An 18,060-nucleotide genomic window follows, 5' to 3' on the forward strand; every position below is an offset into this window, starting at 1 on the left:
GACCGAGGAGAAGACTCGTGCGAGCCCCGGTCCGCCATCCGGTTCCCGAATAACGCCTCGCCCGCCTTCGATGTCCCATACTTCCAAGCAGACCTTGAACGTGTCTCCGCTCGGCGTCCTGGCTTCGGTCAGTCTCCCGAAGACGCGCCCCTCGCCGAAGATCAACCGCCCGTACAGGAGGGTATCGCCGGGCAGCCCTTGCCAATCCAAGAGCACCTTGATGGTGGTGTCCCCCTCCTGCACGGTGAGATTCATCGTCCTGGGAGTGAGAAACGTAGCGTCGTGTGTTGTGTAGGCGATACCGAGCTTCTTCATCGTCTCGACCGCACCGGCCGGACATGGGGCGGGCTCCGGCGTGGGCCGCACCACGTGTTGGGGTGCCGCCGCCGTACATCCGGTCAGGGTCGTGCAGACCAGGCCGACCTTGGCCACGCGTGAGCGAACCTTCTGCTTCTTCTGCTGGGGCTTCTCGCTGTCGTCCTTGGGAGGCATCGTCATCATCACGGGCGCGGAGGTGGAGCCCGGGATGGGCCCCGCGCCGTGTCCAACTGGAAGATCCAGCGGCGTCGAGGGGGGAGCCACTTCATGACCAGACTTGGCTTGTCGCGTCGGGAGGGCCTCGGATGACGTGTGGAGTGGGGCCGAGCCGGACTGGAAATGGAGCACCCAGACGAACAGGAGCGCGCCGAGCACCACTGCCGCGAGCCCAGGAACCAGGGTCGAAGCCCGTGGAGTGACAGACACCCCTGGAGCGGCGCGAGCGGGCTCTTCGCCCTCCTCCCTCGGAACCGGGGGCGCCATCGTGACAGGCTCGTCTGGCTCGAACAGGGGCAGGTCCCAGCTCGCGTCCGCCTCGGCGTCGGCCAATGCGCCATCCAGGGCCGCACACAGCTCCGCGACGCTCGCGTAACGGTCCTCCGTCCGCTTCTCCAGCATCTTCATGGAGATGTCGGAGAGGGCTCGCGGCACACGCGGGTTGAGTTCGTGCGGAGCCAGGGGCCGCTGGTGGATGATCCGCTCCGTGAGGCCACCGGCTTTCCGGTCGTGCCTGTCGCCGAACGGCAACACGTTGGTCAGCAGCCAATAGAAGGTGACGCCGAGCGCCCACAGTTCGTCCGTGGCGCTGAACTCGTAGTGCGCCAGCTCGGTGTTCGCCCGGTTGAAGAGGCACGCCTCGGGCGAGCGGAACTCGTGGGTGCCCGGGAGTGCGCCGTTCCGGGTGACGAGGGGGGCTCCGACATACGAGCCCACTCCGAAGTCGATCAGCACGGGCCGCTCATTCCTGCCCTGGATGAGGATGTTCTCGGGCTTGAGGTCTCGGTGAAACACACCTTCGAGGTGAACCTCTCCGAGTGTGAGTGCGGCCCCCAGGGTGATGCGCGCCGACTCGCGCGCCGAGGGATTGTCCACCTCGGCGCACTCCCGCAGCGTCCTCCCCTCCACGTAATCCATGACGATGTAGGGGGGACCACGCTCTGGATCGAGCCACCTGTCGCACGCACGGAAGCGCACGACATAGGGGTTATCGAGGCGCAGGAGGATGCTGATCTCCCGCCGCTCGCGAGCGCCCAGCTCGTTCGACCAGAGAAACTTCACCGCGAAGAACAGGCCCGCGCGCTCCGCTTTGAAGACGGTGCCGAAACCACCCGCGCCGAGCTTCTCCACGATGCGATAGTCGCCGACCTTTTCGCCGGGCTCGGGATGCCGGAAGACCACTCCCACGGAACCTACCTCCGAAGTGGTGGACCCTAGCAGCCTCCCAGCCCTCCCCCTTCAGTCGTAGTCGACTACGACTGAAAAACCACATCTCCCCACATTCCGGGAGAAGTCATGTACGCCTTTTCAGCACCTCGCTCGTAGTCGACTACGACTGAGGTGGTACGAGCGGGGTGGAGACACCCACCCTCACGGCCCCATGGAACGGGGGAACAGGGCTCGGTGGTGGATGTTGGGGAAATACGCCGCGAGGTAGAGCTTATCCCCCACCCTCACCCAGGCCCGCCTGGCTGGATTGGCCTGTGCCCTCCACCAGGACTCCGCATCCTCTCGCGTCTCGAAGGAGGCCACGGCAACGGGGTGCTCCTTCTCCTCGATCTCCTCGAAGTACGACTGGAGATCCCGGTTGCGCAGCAAGCGGCGGAAGTTCCTTTCGCGGTCGTAAACGACATCATGGTACTCGTTCGCGACGAGCACGCGGGCATCTGGAGGATGGGGATGGCTCGCGAGCCAGGCGTCCGCATCCTCCCGCGTGTCAAAGGCAGCCACGATGAAGGGAGGCGCATTGGCCTCGACGTGCTCCAGGAAGTCAGCGAACGCGTCCTGCCGGCCGGTTGACTCAATGTAGCGAAGCGTATCGAGGATGGCCTGACTCTGAGCGACTTCCTCGGCGAATTTCGGCTCATCACGAACCTTCTCGAAGAAGCGCCTCGTCCTGTCCATGTGCTCCCTCAACTCCGCGGTGCCGCCTTGAAGCGGGGCGCGGCTAGAGTCGGGCCTCTTGAAGAAGTCCTCGAAGTCATACCGCTGGCCGGTGGCATAGATGAAATCCAGAGCGTCTCGTGCGAGGCCCAGAATTCGCGCCTGCTCGGGGGACTGGTCCGGACTCCAGCGCCGCCCAATCGCAGGGTGCGCGTTGCCGAGATCATCAAGGGTCTTCGTTGTTCCACCCGCGCGAAAGGGGACGCAGAGGGGGGAACGGGGGAACAGGGTTCGGTGGTGGATGTTGGGGAAATACGCCGCGAGGTAGAGTTCGTCCCCTACCCTCACCCACGCCCGTCTGGCTGGATTGGCCTGCGCCCTCCACCAGGACTCCGCCTCCTCTGGCGTGTCGAAGGAGGCCACGACAACGGGTTGCTCCTTCTCCTCGAGATCCTTGAAATACCTCTGGAGAACAAGAACATGGTTGCGCGGCAAGTAGCGCAAGTTCGTTTCGCGCCCATAAACGACATCGCGGTACTCGTTCGCGACGAGCACGCGGGCGGGGTCTGGTGGACGGGGGTGGCTCGCGAGCCAGGCATCCGCATCCTCCCGCGTATCAAACGCAGCCACGATGAAGGGAGGCGCGTTGGCCTCGACATGCTCCAGGAAGTCAGCGAACGCATCCTGCTGTCCGGTTGACTCAATGTAGCGAAGCGTGTCGAGGATGGCCTGACTCTGAGCAACTTCCTCGGCGGATTCCGGCTCATCACGAACCTTCTCGAAGAAGCGCCTCGACCTGTCCATGCGCTCCCTCAACTCCGCGGTGCCTCCTTCAAGCGGGGCGCGGCTGGAGTCGGCGCTTTTGAAGAAGTCTTCGAAGTCATACCGCTGGCCGGTGGCGGAGATGAAATCCAGAGCATCTCGTGCCAGACCCAGAATTCGCGCCTGTTCGGGGGACTGATCCAGACTCCAGCTCCGCTTGATCACAGCGTGTGCCTCCGCGAGATCAGAAAAGGTCGTCATTGTTCCACCCGATTGAAGACATGCGCTGAGGACGCACCGGAGGAGACCAGCAAGACGGCTGGCGCGAGCACCAGGGCCCCGCCCCCACTACCAGCGACAACGACCACGAAAGCGACACCCGCGATGACGACGACGGTGCCCACCGCCAGTTCGCGATGGTGCTGCTTCAGCCAGTCGACCGCGCTGTCAACGACGGGGAAGCTGAGCCGAAGCTTGCTGGCTTCGGCCAACTCCTTGAGCTTGCAACAATCCAGATAGGCCGGCCTGCACCTCCCACGACACATTTCATCCTTGGAGCCGTCGCTTGCGTGGGTCCAGTTGCGACCTTTCAGGCTGGCTTTGCACGTTTTTTCGCATTCATCACGCTCCGCCTCGCAATCGCGGTTGAAGGAGGCACGTACGATCTCTCCCTCGAAACGGCTGCTGTTGCTCGTGTGGTACGGGTACTTGGACACGTCAACGCTGCTGAGGGGCCGCCAGGAGTGGGACAGTTGACCCTCCGGGCCCTCCTGGATGACGAGCACGTAGCGGGACAAGTCCGCTGAGCCTGACGGAGCGGGTACGAACCCAGTGGCGCTGCAAGAAACAAGCAACAGGCTGAGGCTTGACGCCATGAGCCGTTGGGCGACCGTGCTGGGATCCATGAGGGACAGCCTGGGTTGGAGGTTCTACCGCGTCAACACGCCCCTACCTGAAGCGTCACGCTCTGGGCGCTTGGGGGCTTCAGGTTCTGGAAGCGGCCCCTGATGGAGCGGAGAGGCGCCGCCGTATTCCTTGACTCGCCGCCTGCCCGCATCACAGTGCGGCGCGTGTCATGGCGAGGGTGCAGGGTTGGAGTCGTCAACGTCGCGGCCGCCGTGCTGCTGGCCTCGTGCGTGTCCGTGCGGGGGCGGCCTGGGGATGACCCGCTCGATGGGGCCCAGGCCTACCTGGGAGCATGGGCCGCGGGCGACTTCGCCGCACTGCGGGCCACGGTGGCCGAGCCCCCCGCCAACCTCGAAACGCAGCACCAGCGCTTCCGCGATGAGCTGCGCATCCTCTCTTCCCGCTTCGAGCCCGGCCGCGTCGAGCGAGAGGCGGAGAGCGCCACGGTCACCTTCCGCGCCATCCACGTGCTGCGCGGGCTGGGCGAGTGGGAGGTGGACGGCACGTTGCGCCTCGTGCGCCGCGAAGGGCGCTGGTGGGTGCGCTGGACTCCAGCGGTGCTGCACCCGGAGCTGCGCGAGGGCGACCGTTTCTCCCGCACGAGGACGCGCTCGGAGCGCGCCGCCCTCCTCGATGGAGACGGCCAGCCCCTCACCCGTCAGGGCGAGGTCATCACCATTGGTGTCGAGCCCCGGCGCATCCAGAATCGCGCCGCCGTCGCCTCGGCGCTCCAGACGCAGCTGGGCGTTGACCCGGCGCGGCTGGAGAAGTCGCTGAACGCGCCGGGCGTGGCACCCGAGCACTTCCTGCCCCTCATCGACGTGCGACCCGAGCGCTACCAGCAGGTGCGTCCGGCGCTGGCGCCCGTCCCCGGCATCTTCTTCCGCCGCAAGACAGCCCGGCTCTCCCCGGCCGAGGGCTTCGCGGCGCACACCCTGGGTCGGGTGGGCGAGGTGACAGCCGAGCTGCTCGCGCAGTTGGGCCCGACCTACCAGACAGGAGACATCGTGGGCCTGTCCGGGCTGGAGCTGGCGTATGAGCCACAGCTCGGGGGAAGCCCCTCCGGAGAGGTGCGCCTCACCCGCCCCTCCGGCGAGGCGCGCGTCCTCCACCGCTTCGAGGGGACGCCCGGCACGCCACTGCACACCACGCTGCGCCCGGAAGTGCAGGCGGCCGCGGAGGCCGCACTCGAGGGCATAATTTCACCAGCGGCGCTCGTCGCGGTGAACACGGACACGGGCGCCATCCTGGCCGTCGCCAGCCGACCGCTCGACCAGCCGTTGAACCGGGCCCTCACCGGCCGCTACCCGCCCGGCTCGACGTTCAAGGTCGTCACGGCGGAAGCGCTGATCGCCCGGGGAATGAGCGCGGACGCCCCGGTGTCGTGCCCGGCCGGGGCGTCCGTGGGCGGTAAGACGTTCCGCAATTTCGAGGGCGAGGCGCTCGGGAACACCCGCCTGCGCCAGGTCTTCGCCCACTCGTGCAACACCGCCTTCGTCATGCTGTCCACCGGGCTTGGGGTGGAAGCACTCGGGTCCGCGGCCCGCCGCTTCGGCTTCGACGTGGAGTACCGCGCGGGGCTGCCTTCCCCCGGCGCCTCGTTTCCCCCACCCCGGGACGAGGCGGAGTTGGCGGCGGCCGCCATCGGGCAGGGACGTGTACTGGCCACGCCGCTGCACATGGCCTCGGTCGCCGCGGCGGCCGAGTCTGGCAGATGGCGCGCGCCCTACCTCCTGGCCGACCTCGAGAACGGTCCGAGCGCCTCGCTCGCGGCCGGAACCCGTGTGCCCCTGAATGCGCTGATGCGCGCCGTCATCACCGAGGGGACGGGCCGGGCGGCCGCGGGGGTGATGGGGCTCGCCGGCAAGACGGGCACCGCCGAGTTCGGAAGCGGCACCCCTCTGCCCACGCACGCGTGGTTCATCGGCTTTCGCAACGGCATCGGCTTCGCCGTCCTGGTGGAGGGCGGCGGCGTGGGTGGCCGAGTCGCCGCACCCATCGCCGCGAAGTTCGCCGCGGCCCTGTGACTAGAAGCGGCCCGCGTCCACGTCCTGGATGAAGCGCACGAGGCCGGCGAAATACGTCCGCTGGTCGTCGTACATGGACATGTGGCTGCCCTGAGGGCAGTACAGGTAACGGCCGTGCCGTACCTGGCCCGCCATCCACTCCATGTGCTTGGGATCCATGGTGTCATGCTGCCCGCCAATGGTGAGCGTGGGCACGGTGAGGGACCCGAGGTCCTTCGTGCGGTCCCACTTCTCCAGGATGCCGCTCGCGCCCATCTCGCTCGGGCCCTGCATGGGCACGTAGACCTTCGGGTTCATGTGCGAGAACGAGCGCACCACCGGCTCGGGCCACTGGGCGGAGGGCATGCGCAGGATGTGGTGCTCGTAGTAGTGGGGCGTCAGCAGTTCCATGTAGCGCGGGTTCGTGTAGTCCTTGGCCGCCTCGAGCGCCTGCACCTCGGCGAGCACCTTCGGGTCCATCCGAGGCATCAACACGTTCTTCGCGTACTCGTTGTACGCGGGGATGCTCGCCATCATGTTGGAGATGACGAGCCCCTTGAGGTTCTGCTGGTACTTGAGCGCGTACTCAAGCGCGAGGATGCCGCCCCAGGAGTGGCCCAGCAGGAAGAAGTTGTCCTTGTTCAGGCCGAGCGCCTGGCGCACCTGCTCGACCTCCTCGACGTAGTGCTCCGTGCCGAGAAGCGCCGCGAGCTTCGCATCGTCGGGCTGGTCGCTGCGGAACGAGCCGAGCTGGTCGTAGTAGTAGTACTCGATGCTCGCACCGGGGAAGTAGCTGTCGAAGGCCTCGAAGTACTCACTCGTGCTGCCGGGGCCTCCGTGCAGGAGGAGCACCTTGACGGTGGGGTTGTTGCCCACGCGCTTCGTCCAGACGTTGAACCTGCCCTGCGACGTGGAGATCTCGATGCGGCGCGCGCCGCCGCTCAACACGTCGGGGCGACCGCTCGAGTCGAAATAACGGGAAGGGGCGGGCGTGTGCGCCGCACAGGCCTGGAGGAGGAGCGCACCGAGTGCGCACAGCCAGAGAGGGGTGGTTTTCATGCCGCGGCAGACTACACCGTGGCGGGCTCCGTCTCGCTCGCTGCTTCCTGGCGCAGGGCGAAGAGCGCCAGGTCCTTGTCCTTGGCCTCCAGCATCAGGTCCGCCGGACCGTCCAGCGCCTCCACCACCGCCCGGAAGTCATTCGGGTCGATCCGGTCCGCGTGCGCCCCTGGCCTGCCCTCCGGCTTCTGGCTCGCCAGGTGGAACTTGGGCCGCAGATCCAACGCGCGCCACGAGGCCGCCGACTCGCGCAGCAGCTCGGCCAGTGGCATCTCCGGCTCCGAGGGCTTGATGGCGTTGTGCAGGTTGTCCGCGAGCCAGGGCACCCCGTGCTCCCGGGCCAGTGGAGCCACCTCCCGCGCGCTCCAGACCTTGTCATCGTGCTCGATGACGATCCGATCGCGGATCTCCCCGGGCATGGCGTCCAGCATGCGATGCCCGTTGTCCAAAGCCTCGGGACGGCTGGGAGCGGCTCCGCCCAGGTGCAGCACCACGCGCGCCTCGGGCCCCTGGCCGAGCAGATCCAACACCCGGGCGCCGTAGCGCAGCTCGGCGATCGCCGCGTCGCGCACCCGCTGGTGCACGGACGTCAGCGAGGCCCCCGCGGGCGAGGGGTGCAGGGACAGGCGCTGGCGCGAGCGCCGGGCGATATGACCCAGGCGATCGAAGTCGCGCGCGTACTTGCGCCACCACTGGAGCTTGTTGACGGGGTGCGAAGCGAATGGGATCAGCGACGAGCCGATCCGGAACAACTCGATGCCCTTCGCCTCGTTGAAGAGGAGGATCTGCTCGAGCTCGGAGAGGTTCTGCTCGATGAGCGCCTCCAGCCGCTCTGGAGTGGCACCCGCGAGCCGACAGGTATGGCTGGCCCCCAGCTCGATGGACAGACAGTTGGCGACGTAGCCCAGACGATATGTAGAGAGTCCTTCTCGCACCCTTCTAGGATTCGTCTCGTGGGAAAAGTCGCACAGGCTCGCTGAACCCGACCGGGGGGTGACCAACCCATCCCCCCGCGAGGGCGGCCAGGAGCACGAGCGGACCCGCGCGTGCTCGGAAAGGGCGGATGCGCTAAGAGGGGGCCGTCGATGCCCCCGCTCCACCGTGCCGCCCTCCCCTGCCTGCTGCTGCTTCCGCTGCTCGCCTGCGGTATCACCGAGCCCGACTGCTCCAGCTACGAGCTCCCGCTCTCGCCCCCTCCCGCGTCCGCGAGGCACCTCACCTGCACGAGCACCGCGTGCGGAGACGGGCTGAACCCGCCCACCAGCGGTGACCACTGCTCCAGCACCTTGAGCTGCAAGACCTACGACACCGAGCAGAACCGGTGCGTGTGGCTGCACAACCTGGAGCACGGGCACGCGGTCTTCCTCTACAACTGCCCCGAGGGCTGCCCCGACGTCGTGGCCACGCTGGACTCCCTCCGACAGGAGGCGAGCCGCGGAGGCAATGGCGTGCTTCGCGCCGTGGTCGCCCCGGACTCGCGGATTCCCAACCGCGTGGCCGCCCTCCTCTGGCGACGCTCCTGGGTCTCGGACACCGTGGACCCCACCGCCGTGCGCTGCCTGTTGAAACTCCAGGACGTCGACGCTCCCGAGCCGGAACTCAGCTGCTCCCCATGAATCCCTCTCCCACCCACGAGCGCGTCCGCGCCATCGACTGGCTGCGCGGCATCGCGGTGCTGTTCATGATCCAGTGTCACGCGCTGGTGCTGCTCCGCCCGGAGCTTCGCCAGAGCCACACCACGAAGCTCCTGCTCAAGCTCGACGGGCTGGTGGCTCCAGCGTTCCTCTTCTCCGCGGGCTTCGCGCTGGCGATGCTGCTGGTGCGCAGCGCGGCGGGAGGCAGGCGGGGCGTGTGCCTCGTGCTGCTCGGGCTGGTGGGCCTCGAGTGGCGGACGACCTCGACCGCCGCGCCGTCCCGCGTGCGCCGCTTCGTGGAGACGTTTGGCACCTCGTCCCTGTCCGCGTACTTCTTCCACGAGGCGCTGCTCTACTTCCGAGTCTTCGGCTTCTCCTTCCAGGTGGTGTGGGGCCACTGCGGCGGCTGGGGGCGGTACGCGCTGCTGACGGGGGTGCTCATCGGCCTGACGTACGGGCTGTGCCGCGCGATGGACCCGCTTCTCGACGCCGTGCGTCGGGGGGCGCGGACGGTGGCCGACACCCTGGCCGGGAGCTTCGGGCAGAAATTCGCCCGGCCGCGTTAGACCGGAATCGACGCTGGTGCGTTCCAGCGCTCATGCCATCGTCCAAACTGAACCGCCTGTCCCGCTGGGGAAGTGCCGCCCTCGCCTTGAGCCTCGTCCCCGGGTGCATGTCCTCACCCAAGACCGCTGGAGGCACCGCGGAGGCCGTCGCCTGGAAGTCCCAGCCGAGCGAGTCCCGGCAGGACCCCTCGCCCGTGAGCAGTGACGACCTCGGGGTCGAGCTGGCCCAGGCCGCGCCCAAGGATGAGGAGGCAGCTCCGGCGAAGCCCGCCCCCGCCACCGCGGGCGCCCCCGTGATGGCCCAGGAGATGCGTCGCGAGTCGAAGCGCGCCGAGGCGATGGCGGTGGCGGCCGGCGCTGCCGCCCAGGCCCCGGCCCCTCCCATGAGGACTCCACCGCCACCTCCTCCTCATGGGGGAGCCCAGTTGCAGCCGGCGGAGCCCCCGTCCCAGGGCAACAGCTTCACCCAGCACGCGGCCAATGCCTTCACCGAGGCGGCCACGGACCGGTTCTCCACCTTCGCGGTGGACGTGGACACGGCGTCGTACGCGGTGTCGCGCCGCTACCTCAACCAGGGCGCACTGCCGCCGCACGCGGCCGTCCGTGTCGAGGAGTTCGTCAACTACTTCAAGTACCGCTACACCCCGCCCGAGCAGGGCGCCTTCACGGTGCACCTGGAGGGCGCTCCCTCGCCCTTCAACGCCAACCGTCAGTTCGTGCGCGTGGGCGTGCAGGGCAAGGTCGTCTCGCGCTCGCAGCGCAAGCCCGCGCACCTCGTCTTCCTGGTGGACACCAGCGGCTCCATGAATCAGCAGGACAAGCTGCCGCTGGCCAAGGAGGCGATGAAGGTCGCCGTGAAGAACCTCAACGAGAACGACACGGTGGCGCTCGTCACCTACGCTGGCAGCACCCGGGACGTCCTCTCCCCTACCCCCGCCACGGACCTGGAGCGCATCTTCAAGGCCATCGACTCGCTGGAGTCCGGTGGTGGCACGGCCATGGGCTCGGGCATGGAGATGGCGTACCGGCACGCGGTGAAGAAGGTCTCGGGCAACGTGGTGTCGCGCGTCGTCGTGCTCACGGATGGTGACGCCAACATCGGACCCAACGTCTCCCCGGACGCCATGCTCAACAGCATCCAGGGCTTCGTGAAGGAGGGCGTCACCCTGTCCGCCATCGGCTTCGGCATGGGCAACTACCGGGACGACCTGATGGAGAAGCTGGCCGACAAGGGCAACGGCAACTGCTTCTACATCGACAGCTACAAGGAGGCGAAGAAGGTCTTCGAGACGCAGCTCACCGGCACCCTGGAGGTCATCGCCAAGGACGTGAAGGTGCAGGTGGAGTTCAACCCCAAGGTGGTGCGCAGCTACCGGCTGGTGGGCTACGAGAACCGCGACATCGCCGACAAGGACTTCCGTGATGACAAGGTGGACGCGGGCGAGATTGGCGCGGGCCACAGCGTCACCGCGCTCTACGAGGTGGAGCTGACGGGAGAGAAGGCGCCGCTGGGCACGGTGCGCATCCGCGCCAAGGCCCCCAACGGCACCGAGGCCGCCGAGCAGGCCTTCCCCTTCGAGCAGCGGATGCTGCGCGCCTCGCTGGACACGGCCTCGCCGGACTTCCGCTTCGCGCTGGCGGTGGCGGCCACGGCGGACGTGCTGCGTGGCAGCCCGAGCGCCCAGGGCTGGAACCTGGCCACCGTGCAGAAGCTCGCCGAGGGATCCACCGACGGCAACGCGGACCGCGAGGAGTTCGTGAAGCTGGTGACCCGCGCGCGCGGCCTGCTGGGCAACGCCGTGGCTCGTGACGGACGCTGAGCCACGAGGCAGGCGTCAGCCACACCCAGGCAAGCGAGTACGTTCCTTCCCGCCTTGTACCCATGCACATGGCCCCTGCCTTCATGGATGGCCATGAGTCATGGGGAGGGTAACCACCGGAGGGAGACGTGATGGCCAGGAAGAACCTCGTGGGCCTGTTCGCGCTCGTATGCCTGTCCAACGTGCTGGCCTGCGCCACGGTCGCCCGCCACACCACCGAAGGCGCTCTAGAGGCGATCCGCGAGGAGAAGGACCAGTTCGCCCAGGAGAGGGATGCCGCCAGCCGCCGTACGGCCGGAGAGATAACGCGGGGGGCTCTCGAGGGGCTTACCGAGCCGGGGGCCGGTGGAGCGGTGGCTTCCACCGGGACGGGTGGATCGGGGCCGGGGCCGGGCGGCCTGGGGCCGGTTCCCTCGTTGGCCTCACAGGTTACCCGGGCGTTCAGCGCGGAGTTGGAGCGCCAGCTCGGACCCGATGGCACGGGACCCCTGGCCCAGAGTCTGTCGGCCACCGCCGGTCAGGTGGCCTCCTCGATGATCCAGCAGTCGCGCAACGAACTCGGCACCCTCTTCCCCGAGTGTGGGGGGCTCCAAGGAAAGGAGGCCCGGGCGTGCAGGGACATGCAGGTGTCCCAGCTCGGCGCGTCCTTCAGCCGGGGGGCGGCCCAGGGACTGCTCCAGGCCGTCCGGCCCTGGCTGCTCCTCCTCACCTTCGCGGGTGGGCTGATCGTGGGGCTGCTCGTGTTCCTGGCCATTTCCGTGGCACGGGCCAATCGGGAGTCCGCCGGGCCCGCGGGCCTCTTCCGACAGCGTCGCCCCGCCTGAGGTGGAGTAGGTTCGGGCTTCATGTCCTGTGAGCACTGCGGCCAAGCCCTTCCGTCGACGAACAGCCGGTTCTGCGCCCACTGCGGGAAGCGCGTCGCTCCCGCGAGCCCGGGGCTTCCTCCCCAGGTGGCGAAGGAGGCAGCCGCCGCGATGGAGGCCACCCGGCGTGCCGCGGGACAGACGGCCCAGGCCGTGCAGTCCGTGCTCGAGGACCCGCGCCTGCGCGAGCGCATCCCAGGGCGCTCTCTCTCGCTGCTCGGCGCGGGACTCGTGGCACTCGCCGTCCTGCTCTCCGCGCTGCAGTTCTTCTGGGGCGTGGGGCTTGGCTGGTCGGTGGTGATGCTCGCCAGCAGCGTGCTCATCGGCGTGCGAGAGCTTCATGCCGCGGGGCGTCCCCTCCCGGAGCCGGCGGTGCGCGCGGCGCGTCTGGCCGAGTACCCCCTCTTCCTGCCAGCCTTCACCGTGCTCACGTTCGTCCAGGCGTTCCTCTCGTTGAGCCTCGGCCTCGTGCCACTGCTCTGGGTGCTCGCCGCCATCGTGCTTGGCTACGACCAGCGGCGCGCACTCGCCGCTTTCGGCGCGAAGCAGGGCACGCCCTCTCCCGAGGAGAGACGCCTGGGCCGCTGGGTGCTCGCGGGCGCGCTCGTGTGTGCGGTGGCGCTGTTGCTCACCTGGCGCCAGGGCGGCGGCTACTACCTCGGCGGCGTCCAGCCCGTCCTGGTGCGCGAGTGGAAGCCGGGTGGCTTCATCCGGGAGTTCGAGGACCACTACGAGTACCAGTACAACATGTGGACGAACTACGTCTCCGCGTACGCCTCTTCCGGCCGGGGTCGTCCGTTCGCGTCCGTGGCGGTGCTCCTGCTCGGGGGGCTCGTGATGCTCACCCGAGGGCGTCGAGCCGGGGCCGCGCTGCCGCCGTGGCTCCTGCCCGTGCTCGCCGGCACTGTCACGCTCTGGGGAATCGTCGGGCTGGCTTCCCACGCCGGCCCGTGGCTCTACCTCCTGGGCGCTCTGGTCATCGATGCCGCGGTGGCGCGCGACTTCATGCAGCGGTCGCGGGCTGGCTCGGGAGCGTGAGCCCCAGGCGGGCTCCAAGATAAGATAGGGTGCCCGGAAGTCGAAGGCAGCGCGAGGGGGAGTCGAGATGAGCAATCGTTTGAACCTGATGGCGCCCGAGATTCGGGAAAACCCATACCCGTTCTTCGCGGAGCTGCGTCGCAACGCGCCTGTGTGTCAGGTGGATCCCGGCGGGATGTGGGCCGTGAGTCGATACGAGGACGTGGTTCACGTGCTCAAGACACCCCAGCTCTTCTCCTCCGAGGGGATGCGGCTGGCGACGGAGGCACCCTGGCTCGGACGATCCAATCCCGTCTCCGACTCGATGCTCTTCCTGGATCCGCCGAAGCACGGGCGGCTGCGGGCGCTCGTCAGCCGCGCCTTCACCCCCGCGACCCTGGCCCGGCTGGAGCCGGGCATTCGTGCCCGCGCGGGGGAGCTTGTGACCGAGCTGCTGAACCGTCGCTCCGTGGACTTCGTGGAGGACTTCGCCATGCCCGTGCCCGCGAGCGTCATCGGCTCGCTGCTGGGGTTGGATCCCTCGCTGCACTCGCGTTTCAAGCTCTGGGCGAATGACATCATCGCCATTGGCGGCACCCGGCCGGACGACACCCGGCAGCAGGAGCAGTGCCGCCGCACCGTGGTGGAGATGGAAACGTATCTCCAGGAGGTGCTGGACAACCGCCGTGCGGCCCTGGGTGACGACATGGTGAGCGAGTTGATCCGGGCTCGGGTCGACGGGGAGTCGCTGACGAACGAGGAGTTGATGGGCTTCCTCTTCCTGCTGCTCCTCGCGGGCCTGGAGACGACGACGAACCTGCTCAGCCACAGCGCGCGGATGCTGGCGGCACATCCGGACGTGATGGCTCGGCTGCGCGCGGACCCCTCGCTCATCCCCCGTTTCATCGAGGAGGTGCTGCGCTACGAGCCGCCCTCGCAAGCGACGCTGCGGGTATGCACCAGGGACGTGGTGCTGGGGGGCGTGAACCTTCCACGGGGAGCGCCGGTGCTGTTGCTGCAGGCCTCGGCCACCCATGACGAACGCCAGTTCCCCGACCCGGAGCGCTTCAACATCGATCGAGAGGGGCAGCAGAGCCTACCGTTTGGCCATGGCATCCACTTCTGCCTGGGTGCGCCGCTGGCGCGACTGGAGGCACGGGTGGCCCTGGATGTGCTGCTCGCGCGAGTGGGCCGAGTGGAGCTGCGCACGGAGCGTGTGGATTGGGTCCCCTCCCTGACGATCCGCGGCGCCAAGACGCTGCCCGTCGAGGTGTGGCCCGCCTGAGGCGGAGCCAGGGCGTCCGAGGGGTTCGGGACCCCTCCACCCCGTGCCCGCCTGTCCGCTCATCATCCAGCGGTGTTTACTTCACTGGCGAAGAGGGGCCCTCCTGCATTAGGGTGCCTCGCATCCTGAGGAGCGCTGCAACGGGGTTTCGACCCCGCCAGGCTCAGGTTCGTGCAACGGCGCTCGCTGACTCGTGGCTGGATGCCCGGGAGGCGAGCATGACCCGTCCGACCTCATCCAGTCCCCGCCACTTCAGGAGCAATGCATGCGGGCTGTAGCCGATTTGAGCAAGTTCACCGATTACAAGGTCGCGGACATCAAGCTGGCCGACTGGGGCCGCAAGGAGATCGCGATCGCCGAGACCGAGATGCCCGGCCTCATGGCGATCCGCGACGAGTTCGCCAAGACCCAGCCCCTCAAGGGCGCGCGCGTCGCTGGCTCGCTCCACATGACCATCCAGACCGCGGTGCTCATCCAGACCCTGGAGGCCATCGGGGCCGAGGTCCGCTGGGCGTCCTGCAACATCTTCTCGACCCAGGATCACGCTGCCGCCGCCATCGCCGCGGGTGGCACCCCCGTGTTCGCCTACAAGGGCGAGTCGCTGGAGGAATACTGGGACTACACCCACCGCATCTTCGATTGGGCCGACGGCGGCACGCCCAACATGATCCTCGATGACGGTGGCGACGCCACGCTGCTGCTCCACCTGGGCGCCCGCGCCGAGAAGGACCCCTCCGTGCTGGCCAAGCCCGGCAGCGAGGAGGAGACCCTGCTCTTCGCCGCGATCAAGAAGCAGCTCGCGGCCAGGCCCGGCTGGTACTCGAAGAACCTGGCGGCCATCCACGGCGTCACCGAGGAGACCACCACGGGCGTCCACCGCCTGTACCAGATGGCCAAGGAGGGGACGCTGAAGTTCCCCGCCATCAACGTCAACGACTCGGTCACCAAGTCCAAGTTCGACAACATCTACGGTTGCCGCGAGTCCCTGGTGGACGGCATCAAGCGCGCCACCGACGTGATGATCGCCGGCAAGGTGGCCGTGGTCGCCGGCTACGGTGAGGTGGGCAAGGGCTCGGCGCAGGCGCTGCGCGGCCTCCAGGCCCAGGTGTGGGTCACCGAGATCGATCCCATCTGCGCGCTCCAGGCGGCCATGGAGGGCTACCGGGTCGTGACCATGGAGTACGCGGCGGACAAGGCCGACATCTTCGTGACCGCGACGGGCAACTACCAGGTCATCACGCACGACCACATGAAGCGGATGAAGAACAACGCGATCGTGTGCAACATCGGCCACTTCGACAACGAGATCGATGTGGCGGGCCTCAAGCAGTACAAGTGGGAGAACATCAAGCCGCAGGTCGACCACATCATCTTCCCGGACAACAAGCGCATCATCCTGTTGGCCGAGGGGCGTCTGGTGAACCTGGGCTGCGGCACCGGTCACCCGAGCTACGTGATGAGCTCCTCCTTCGCCAACCAGGTGCTGGCGCAGGTGGAGATCTTCGCCAACCCGGGCAAGTACAAGCCGGGCACCGTGACCATGCTGCCCCGTCACCTGGATGAGAAGGTGGCCCGCCTCCAGCTCACCAAGCTGGGCGCGATGCTCACCGAGCTCACCCCGGATCAGGCCAAGTACATCGGCGTGCCCAAGGAAGGGCCGTACAAGAGCGACCACTACCGCTACTAAGCGGCCCCGTGGTTCCTCCGCGGCCCCCAGTGCCCTCGGGCACTGGGGGCCGTTTCGTTGCGGTCGTGGAGGTGCGCCGTGTCCACCCGTCTTCCTGGCGCTCGCCCCATGGGTGCGCGACTGGGCCCCTGCATTGGCGCCTGGGCCCTCATCGTCCTCGTCCTCCAGTCCGCGTGCGCCACGGTGCGTGTGGCTTCCACGGCGGAGCCCGGCCTCGAATCCGCCACCGTGTACGTGGTGGACTTCCTGGAGCCCGGCGCCGTCGCCACCCGGCCGGTGCCCATCAACAAGGCCGAGTTCCAGCAGGCCTTCCCGCGCCTCTCTCGCGACGTGCGGCTGGGGCGGAGGACTCCCAAGGAGGTCGCCCGCGAGTTGCTGAGCCTCTTGCCGCGGCACTCTCAAGATGTCGAGACGGTGGCGAGCCGAGGAGACTGGAACCTGGAGGTGTACCGAGGCGAGGGCTACACCCTCGTGCCGCAGAAGCAGGACGGCCCGGTTCGCCTTACCCCCGAGGCGGATGAAGCCTTGAAGGAGAAGTACCTCCAGTGGTGCCAGCACCAGGGGGGCGGCGACTGCCTGGGCCTTCTGGACGACGGTCCTTACCTGCGCACGGATGACCGGCGCACGCTGGCCCTCGCCCTCGCCTTCGGCACCGTGCTCGACGAGACACGCGAGGCACTGGGGCGCGAGCTGCTGAACGTGTCGGCGCTCGTGTCCATGGTCGTCTGGACGGTGGCCCTCTACTGCATGCTGTGGGTGGTGCCCGAGCCCAGCACCAAGGCCGTTGCCGCCACGCTCACCCTCATTCTCATGGGGTGGCTGGGACTCCAGACGATGTATGGGCTCATGGACGGGTGGGCCCGTATGGCCGACACGGTGCACCACGCCAGCACCTTCGAGGAGCTGCGGGCGGCGGGCGAGGAGTTCGGCAAGGTGCTGGGCGAGGACGCGGCCCGGGCCATGATTCTCGCGGTGGCCACGCTCAGCGGGCACACGCTGGGGCAGGTGGCCTCGCGGGTGAAGTCGCTTCCGGGCTACAGCCTCGCGGGAGCGCAGTTCGAGGCTCAAGGCGGCGGCGCTGTCATGGGGCGCGTGGAGGCCGTGGAGGCGGCGCTCGTGCAGGAGGGCGCGCTGGCCAGGGCGGTGGCTACGGTGGAAACGGTGGCCACCTCTCCCCAGGGCCCCCTGGCTGTGGTGCTGCTCAAGAAGGGCGCGGGCAGTGGGGCGGAAACGGTCCCTGGGGGCCGCTCCTCCGCAACCGTCCTGCGTCACCGGGGCGGCAACCGGCAGGTGGAACTCAGCGACGGCCAGCGCTGGCACCTGCCACGCGGCAAGTCGGCCGCGGACATTCCCGCCGAGGACAAGGTGGGGGACCTGCTCCAGGAGGCCGTCACCAAGGCCGCCAAGGATTGGGGGCCGGATAGGCTCTCGACCGCGGAGAAAGAGGCCATCAAACAGGCCCTGGACAAGGGCGAATACTGGCTGGCGCGGCTGCTGGAGCGCGAGGCCCGGGGGCGCTACGTGCAAAGCCAGGTGAAACGACGGTTCGAGGAACTCTACAAATTCAGCCTCAACAAGGGCATCGACGTGGTTGACCCAGCGACGGGCCGCCAGTACGAAATTCTTTCCGGGACGGAGTCGAACCTGGCACGACATGGCAGGCGCCTGGCGGGCGAGTTGTTCCGGATGCTCACCTTCTGAGAGGGTCGGTCATGGAGTGGCTCACCAACGTCGTCTTCAGGGAGCGGGAAATCCAAAACGAGCGACTGGAGCTGACCGACAAGAACTCCCTCTACTTCCTCAGCACCAACCTGACGCTGCGTAACTGCACCGTCGTCCTGAAGGTTCCCGCGAGTCGCCTGATCATCAAGCAAGCCCGGTTCATCGACTGTACCTTCGAGGTCAAACAGGAGTTGAAGAACCACCAGGACTGGATAACAGCATCCCTGAAGGGTTGCCGATTCAAGGGGCGACTGTCGGGCTGTGACTTCGGGCACTGGCCCGAATACGGGAGTGACCCGTGGTATCAGCACGGGT

General features: G+C 67.9%; 14 protein-coding genes, 1 pseudogene and 1 riboswitch. Of the genes and pseudogenes, 10 read left to right on the forward strand and 5 right to left on the reverse strand.

Going from position 1 to position 18,060, the window contains the following annotated elements:
• From VF794_RS36440 to VF794_RS36450, 3 genes are all read right to left on the reverse strand, one after another.
• Positions 1 to 1,722 (reverse strand): serine/threonine-protein kinase (locus VF794_RS36440; protein WP_331117744.1); only part of this gene is annotated, 1,722 nt, incomplete at its 3' end.
• 183 nt (positions 1,723 to 1,905) lie between these two features.
• Positions 1,906 to 3,441 carry a hypothetical protein gene (locus VF794_RS36445; protein WP_331117746.1) on the reverse strand — a complete coding sequence of 512 codons (1,536 nt, stop codon included), beginning with the start codon at positions 3,439 to 3,441 and terminating at the stop codon, positions 1,906 to 1,908.
• A complete protein-coding gene (locus VF794_RS36450) occupies positions 3,438 to 3,896 on the reverse strand; it encodes a hypothetical protein (protein ID WP_331117748.1) in 459 nt (152 codons plus the stop codon). Before VF794_RS36450 ends, VF794_RS36445 begins: the two co-directional genes overlap by 4 nt.
• A 291-nt stretch (positions 3,897 to 4,187) precedes the next feature.
• Between VF794_RS36450 and VF794_RS36455 the strand changes: the two genes are divergently transcribed.
• Entirely contained in the window at positions 4,188 to 6,113 is a 1,926-nt protein-coding gene (locus VF794_RS36455; RefSeq protein WP_414641006.1) for a penicillin-binding transpeptidase domain-containing protein, read from the forward strand.
• Here the strand turns inward: VF794_RS36455 and VF794_RS36460 are convergent, their stop codons facing one another.
• Positions 6,114 to 7,151 carry a proline iminopeptidase-family hydrolase gene (locus VF794_RS36460; RefSeq protein WP_331117752.1) on the reverse strand — a complete coding sequence of 346 codons (1,038 nt, stop codon included), beginning with the start codon at positions 7,149 to 7,151 and terminating at the stop codon, positions 6,114 to 6,116.
• 11 nt (positions 7,152 to 7,162) lie between these two features.
• Positions 7,163 to 8,086: a UV DNA damage repair endonuclease UvsE gene (gene uvsE / locus VF794_RS36465; RefSeq protein ID WP_331117753.1), complete on the reverse strand. Its 924-nt coding sequence runs from the start codon at positions 8,084 to 8,086 to the stop codon at positions 7,163 to 7,165.
• Positions 8,087 to 8,236: 150 nt separating this feature from the next.
• On the opposite strand from uvsE, the gene VF794_RS36470 reads away from it, so the two are divergent.
• The 9 genes and pseudogenes from VF794_RS36470 to VF794_RS36510 form a co-directional block, all read left to right on the forward strand.
• Positions 8,237 to 8,767: a DUF3105 domain-containing protein gene (locus VF794_RS36470; protein WP_331117755.1), complete on the forward strand. Its 531-nt coding sequence runs from the start codon at positions 8,237 to 8,239 to the stop codon at positions 8,765 to 8,767.
• Positions 8,764 to 9,351 (forward strand): heparan-alpha-glucosaminide N-acetyltransferase domain-containing protein, encoded by a 588-nt coding sequence (locus VF794_RS36475; RefSeq protein ID WP_331117757.1) that lies wholly within the window; start codon positions 8,764 to 8,766, stop codon positions 9,349 to 9,351. The genes VF794_RS36470 and VF794_RS36475 overlap by 4 nt, the downstream gene beginning before the upstream one ends.
• 32 nt (positions 9,352 to 9,383) lie before the next feature.
• Complete coding sequence (locus VF794_RS36480; RefSeq protein ID WP_331117759.1) at positions 9,384 to 11,171, forward strand: vWA domain-containing protein; 1,788 nt, start codon at positions 9,384 to 9,386, stop codon at positions 11,169 to 11,171.
• A 131-nt stretch (positions 11,172 to 11,302) separates the two neighbouring features.
• Positions 11,303 to 11,995 (forward strand): hypothetical protein, encoded by a 693-nt coding sequence (locus tag VF794_RS36485; protein ID WP_331117761.1) that lies wholly within the window; start codon positions 11,303 to 11,305, stop codon positions 11,993 to 11,995.
• Positions 11,996 to 12,145: 150 nt separating this feature from the next.
• Complete coding sequence (locus VF794_RS36490) at positions 12,146 to 13,072, forward strand: hypothetical protein (protein ID WP_331117763.1); 927 nt, start codon at positions 12,146 to 12,148, stop codon at positions 13,070 to 13,072.
• Between the two features lie 67 nt (positions 13,073 to 13,139).
• Positions 13,140 to 14,336, forward strand: coding sequence for a cytochrome P450 (locus tag VF794_RS36495; RefSeq protein WP_331117765.1), 1,197 nt, complete (start codon positions 13,140 to 13,142; stop codon positions 14,334 to 14,336).
• Between the two features lie 121 nt (positions 14,337 to 14,457).
• A riboswitch (S-adenosyl-L-homocysteine riboswitch) is annotated at positions 14,458 to 14,528 on the forward strand.
• Between the two features lie 73 nt (positions 14,529 to 14,601).
• Positions 14,602 to 16,023, forward strand: coding sequence for an adenosylhomocysteinase (gene ahcY / locus VF794_RS36500; protein ID WP_331117767.1), 1,422 nt, complete (start codon positions 14,602 to 14,604; stop codon positions 16,021 to 16,023).
• Positions 16,024 to 16,101: 78 nt separating this feature from the next.
• Positions 16,102 to 17,724, forward strand: coding sequence for a hypothetical protein (locus VF794_RS36505; RefSeq protein ID WP_331117768.1), 1,623 nt, complete (start codon positions 16,102 to 16,104; stop codon positions 17,722 to 17,724).
• Positions 17,725 to 17,735: 11 nt separating this feature from the next.
• Positions 17,736 to 18,060, forward strand: a pseudogene (locus tag VF794_RS36510) (hypothetical protein); the annotation flags it as partial.

The organism is Archangium sp. (assembly GCF_036389735.1).
GTDB lineage: Bacteria > Myxococcota > Myxococcia > Myxococcales > Myxococcaceae > Archangium.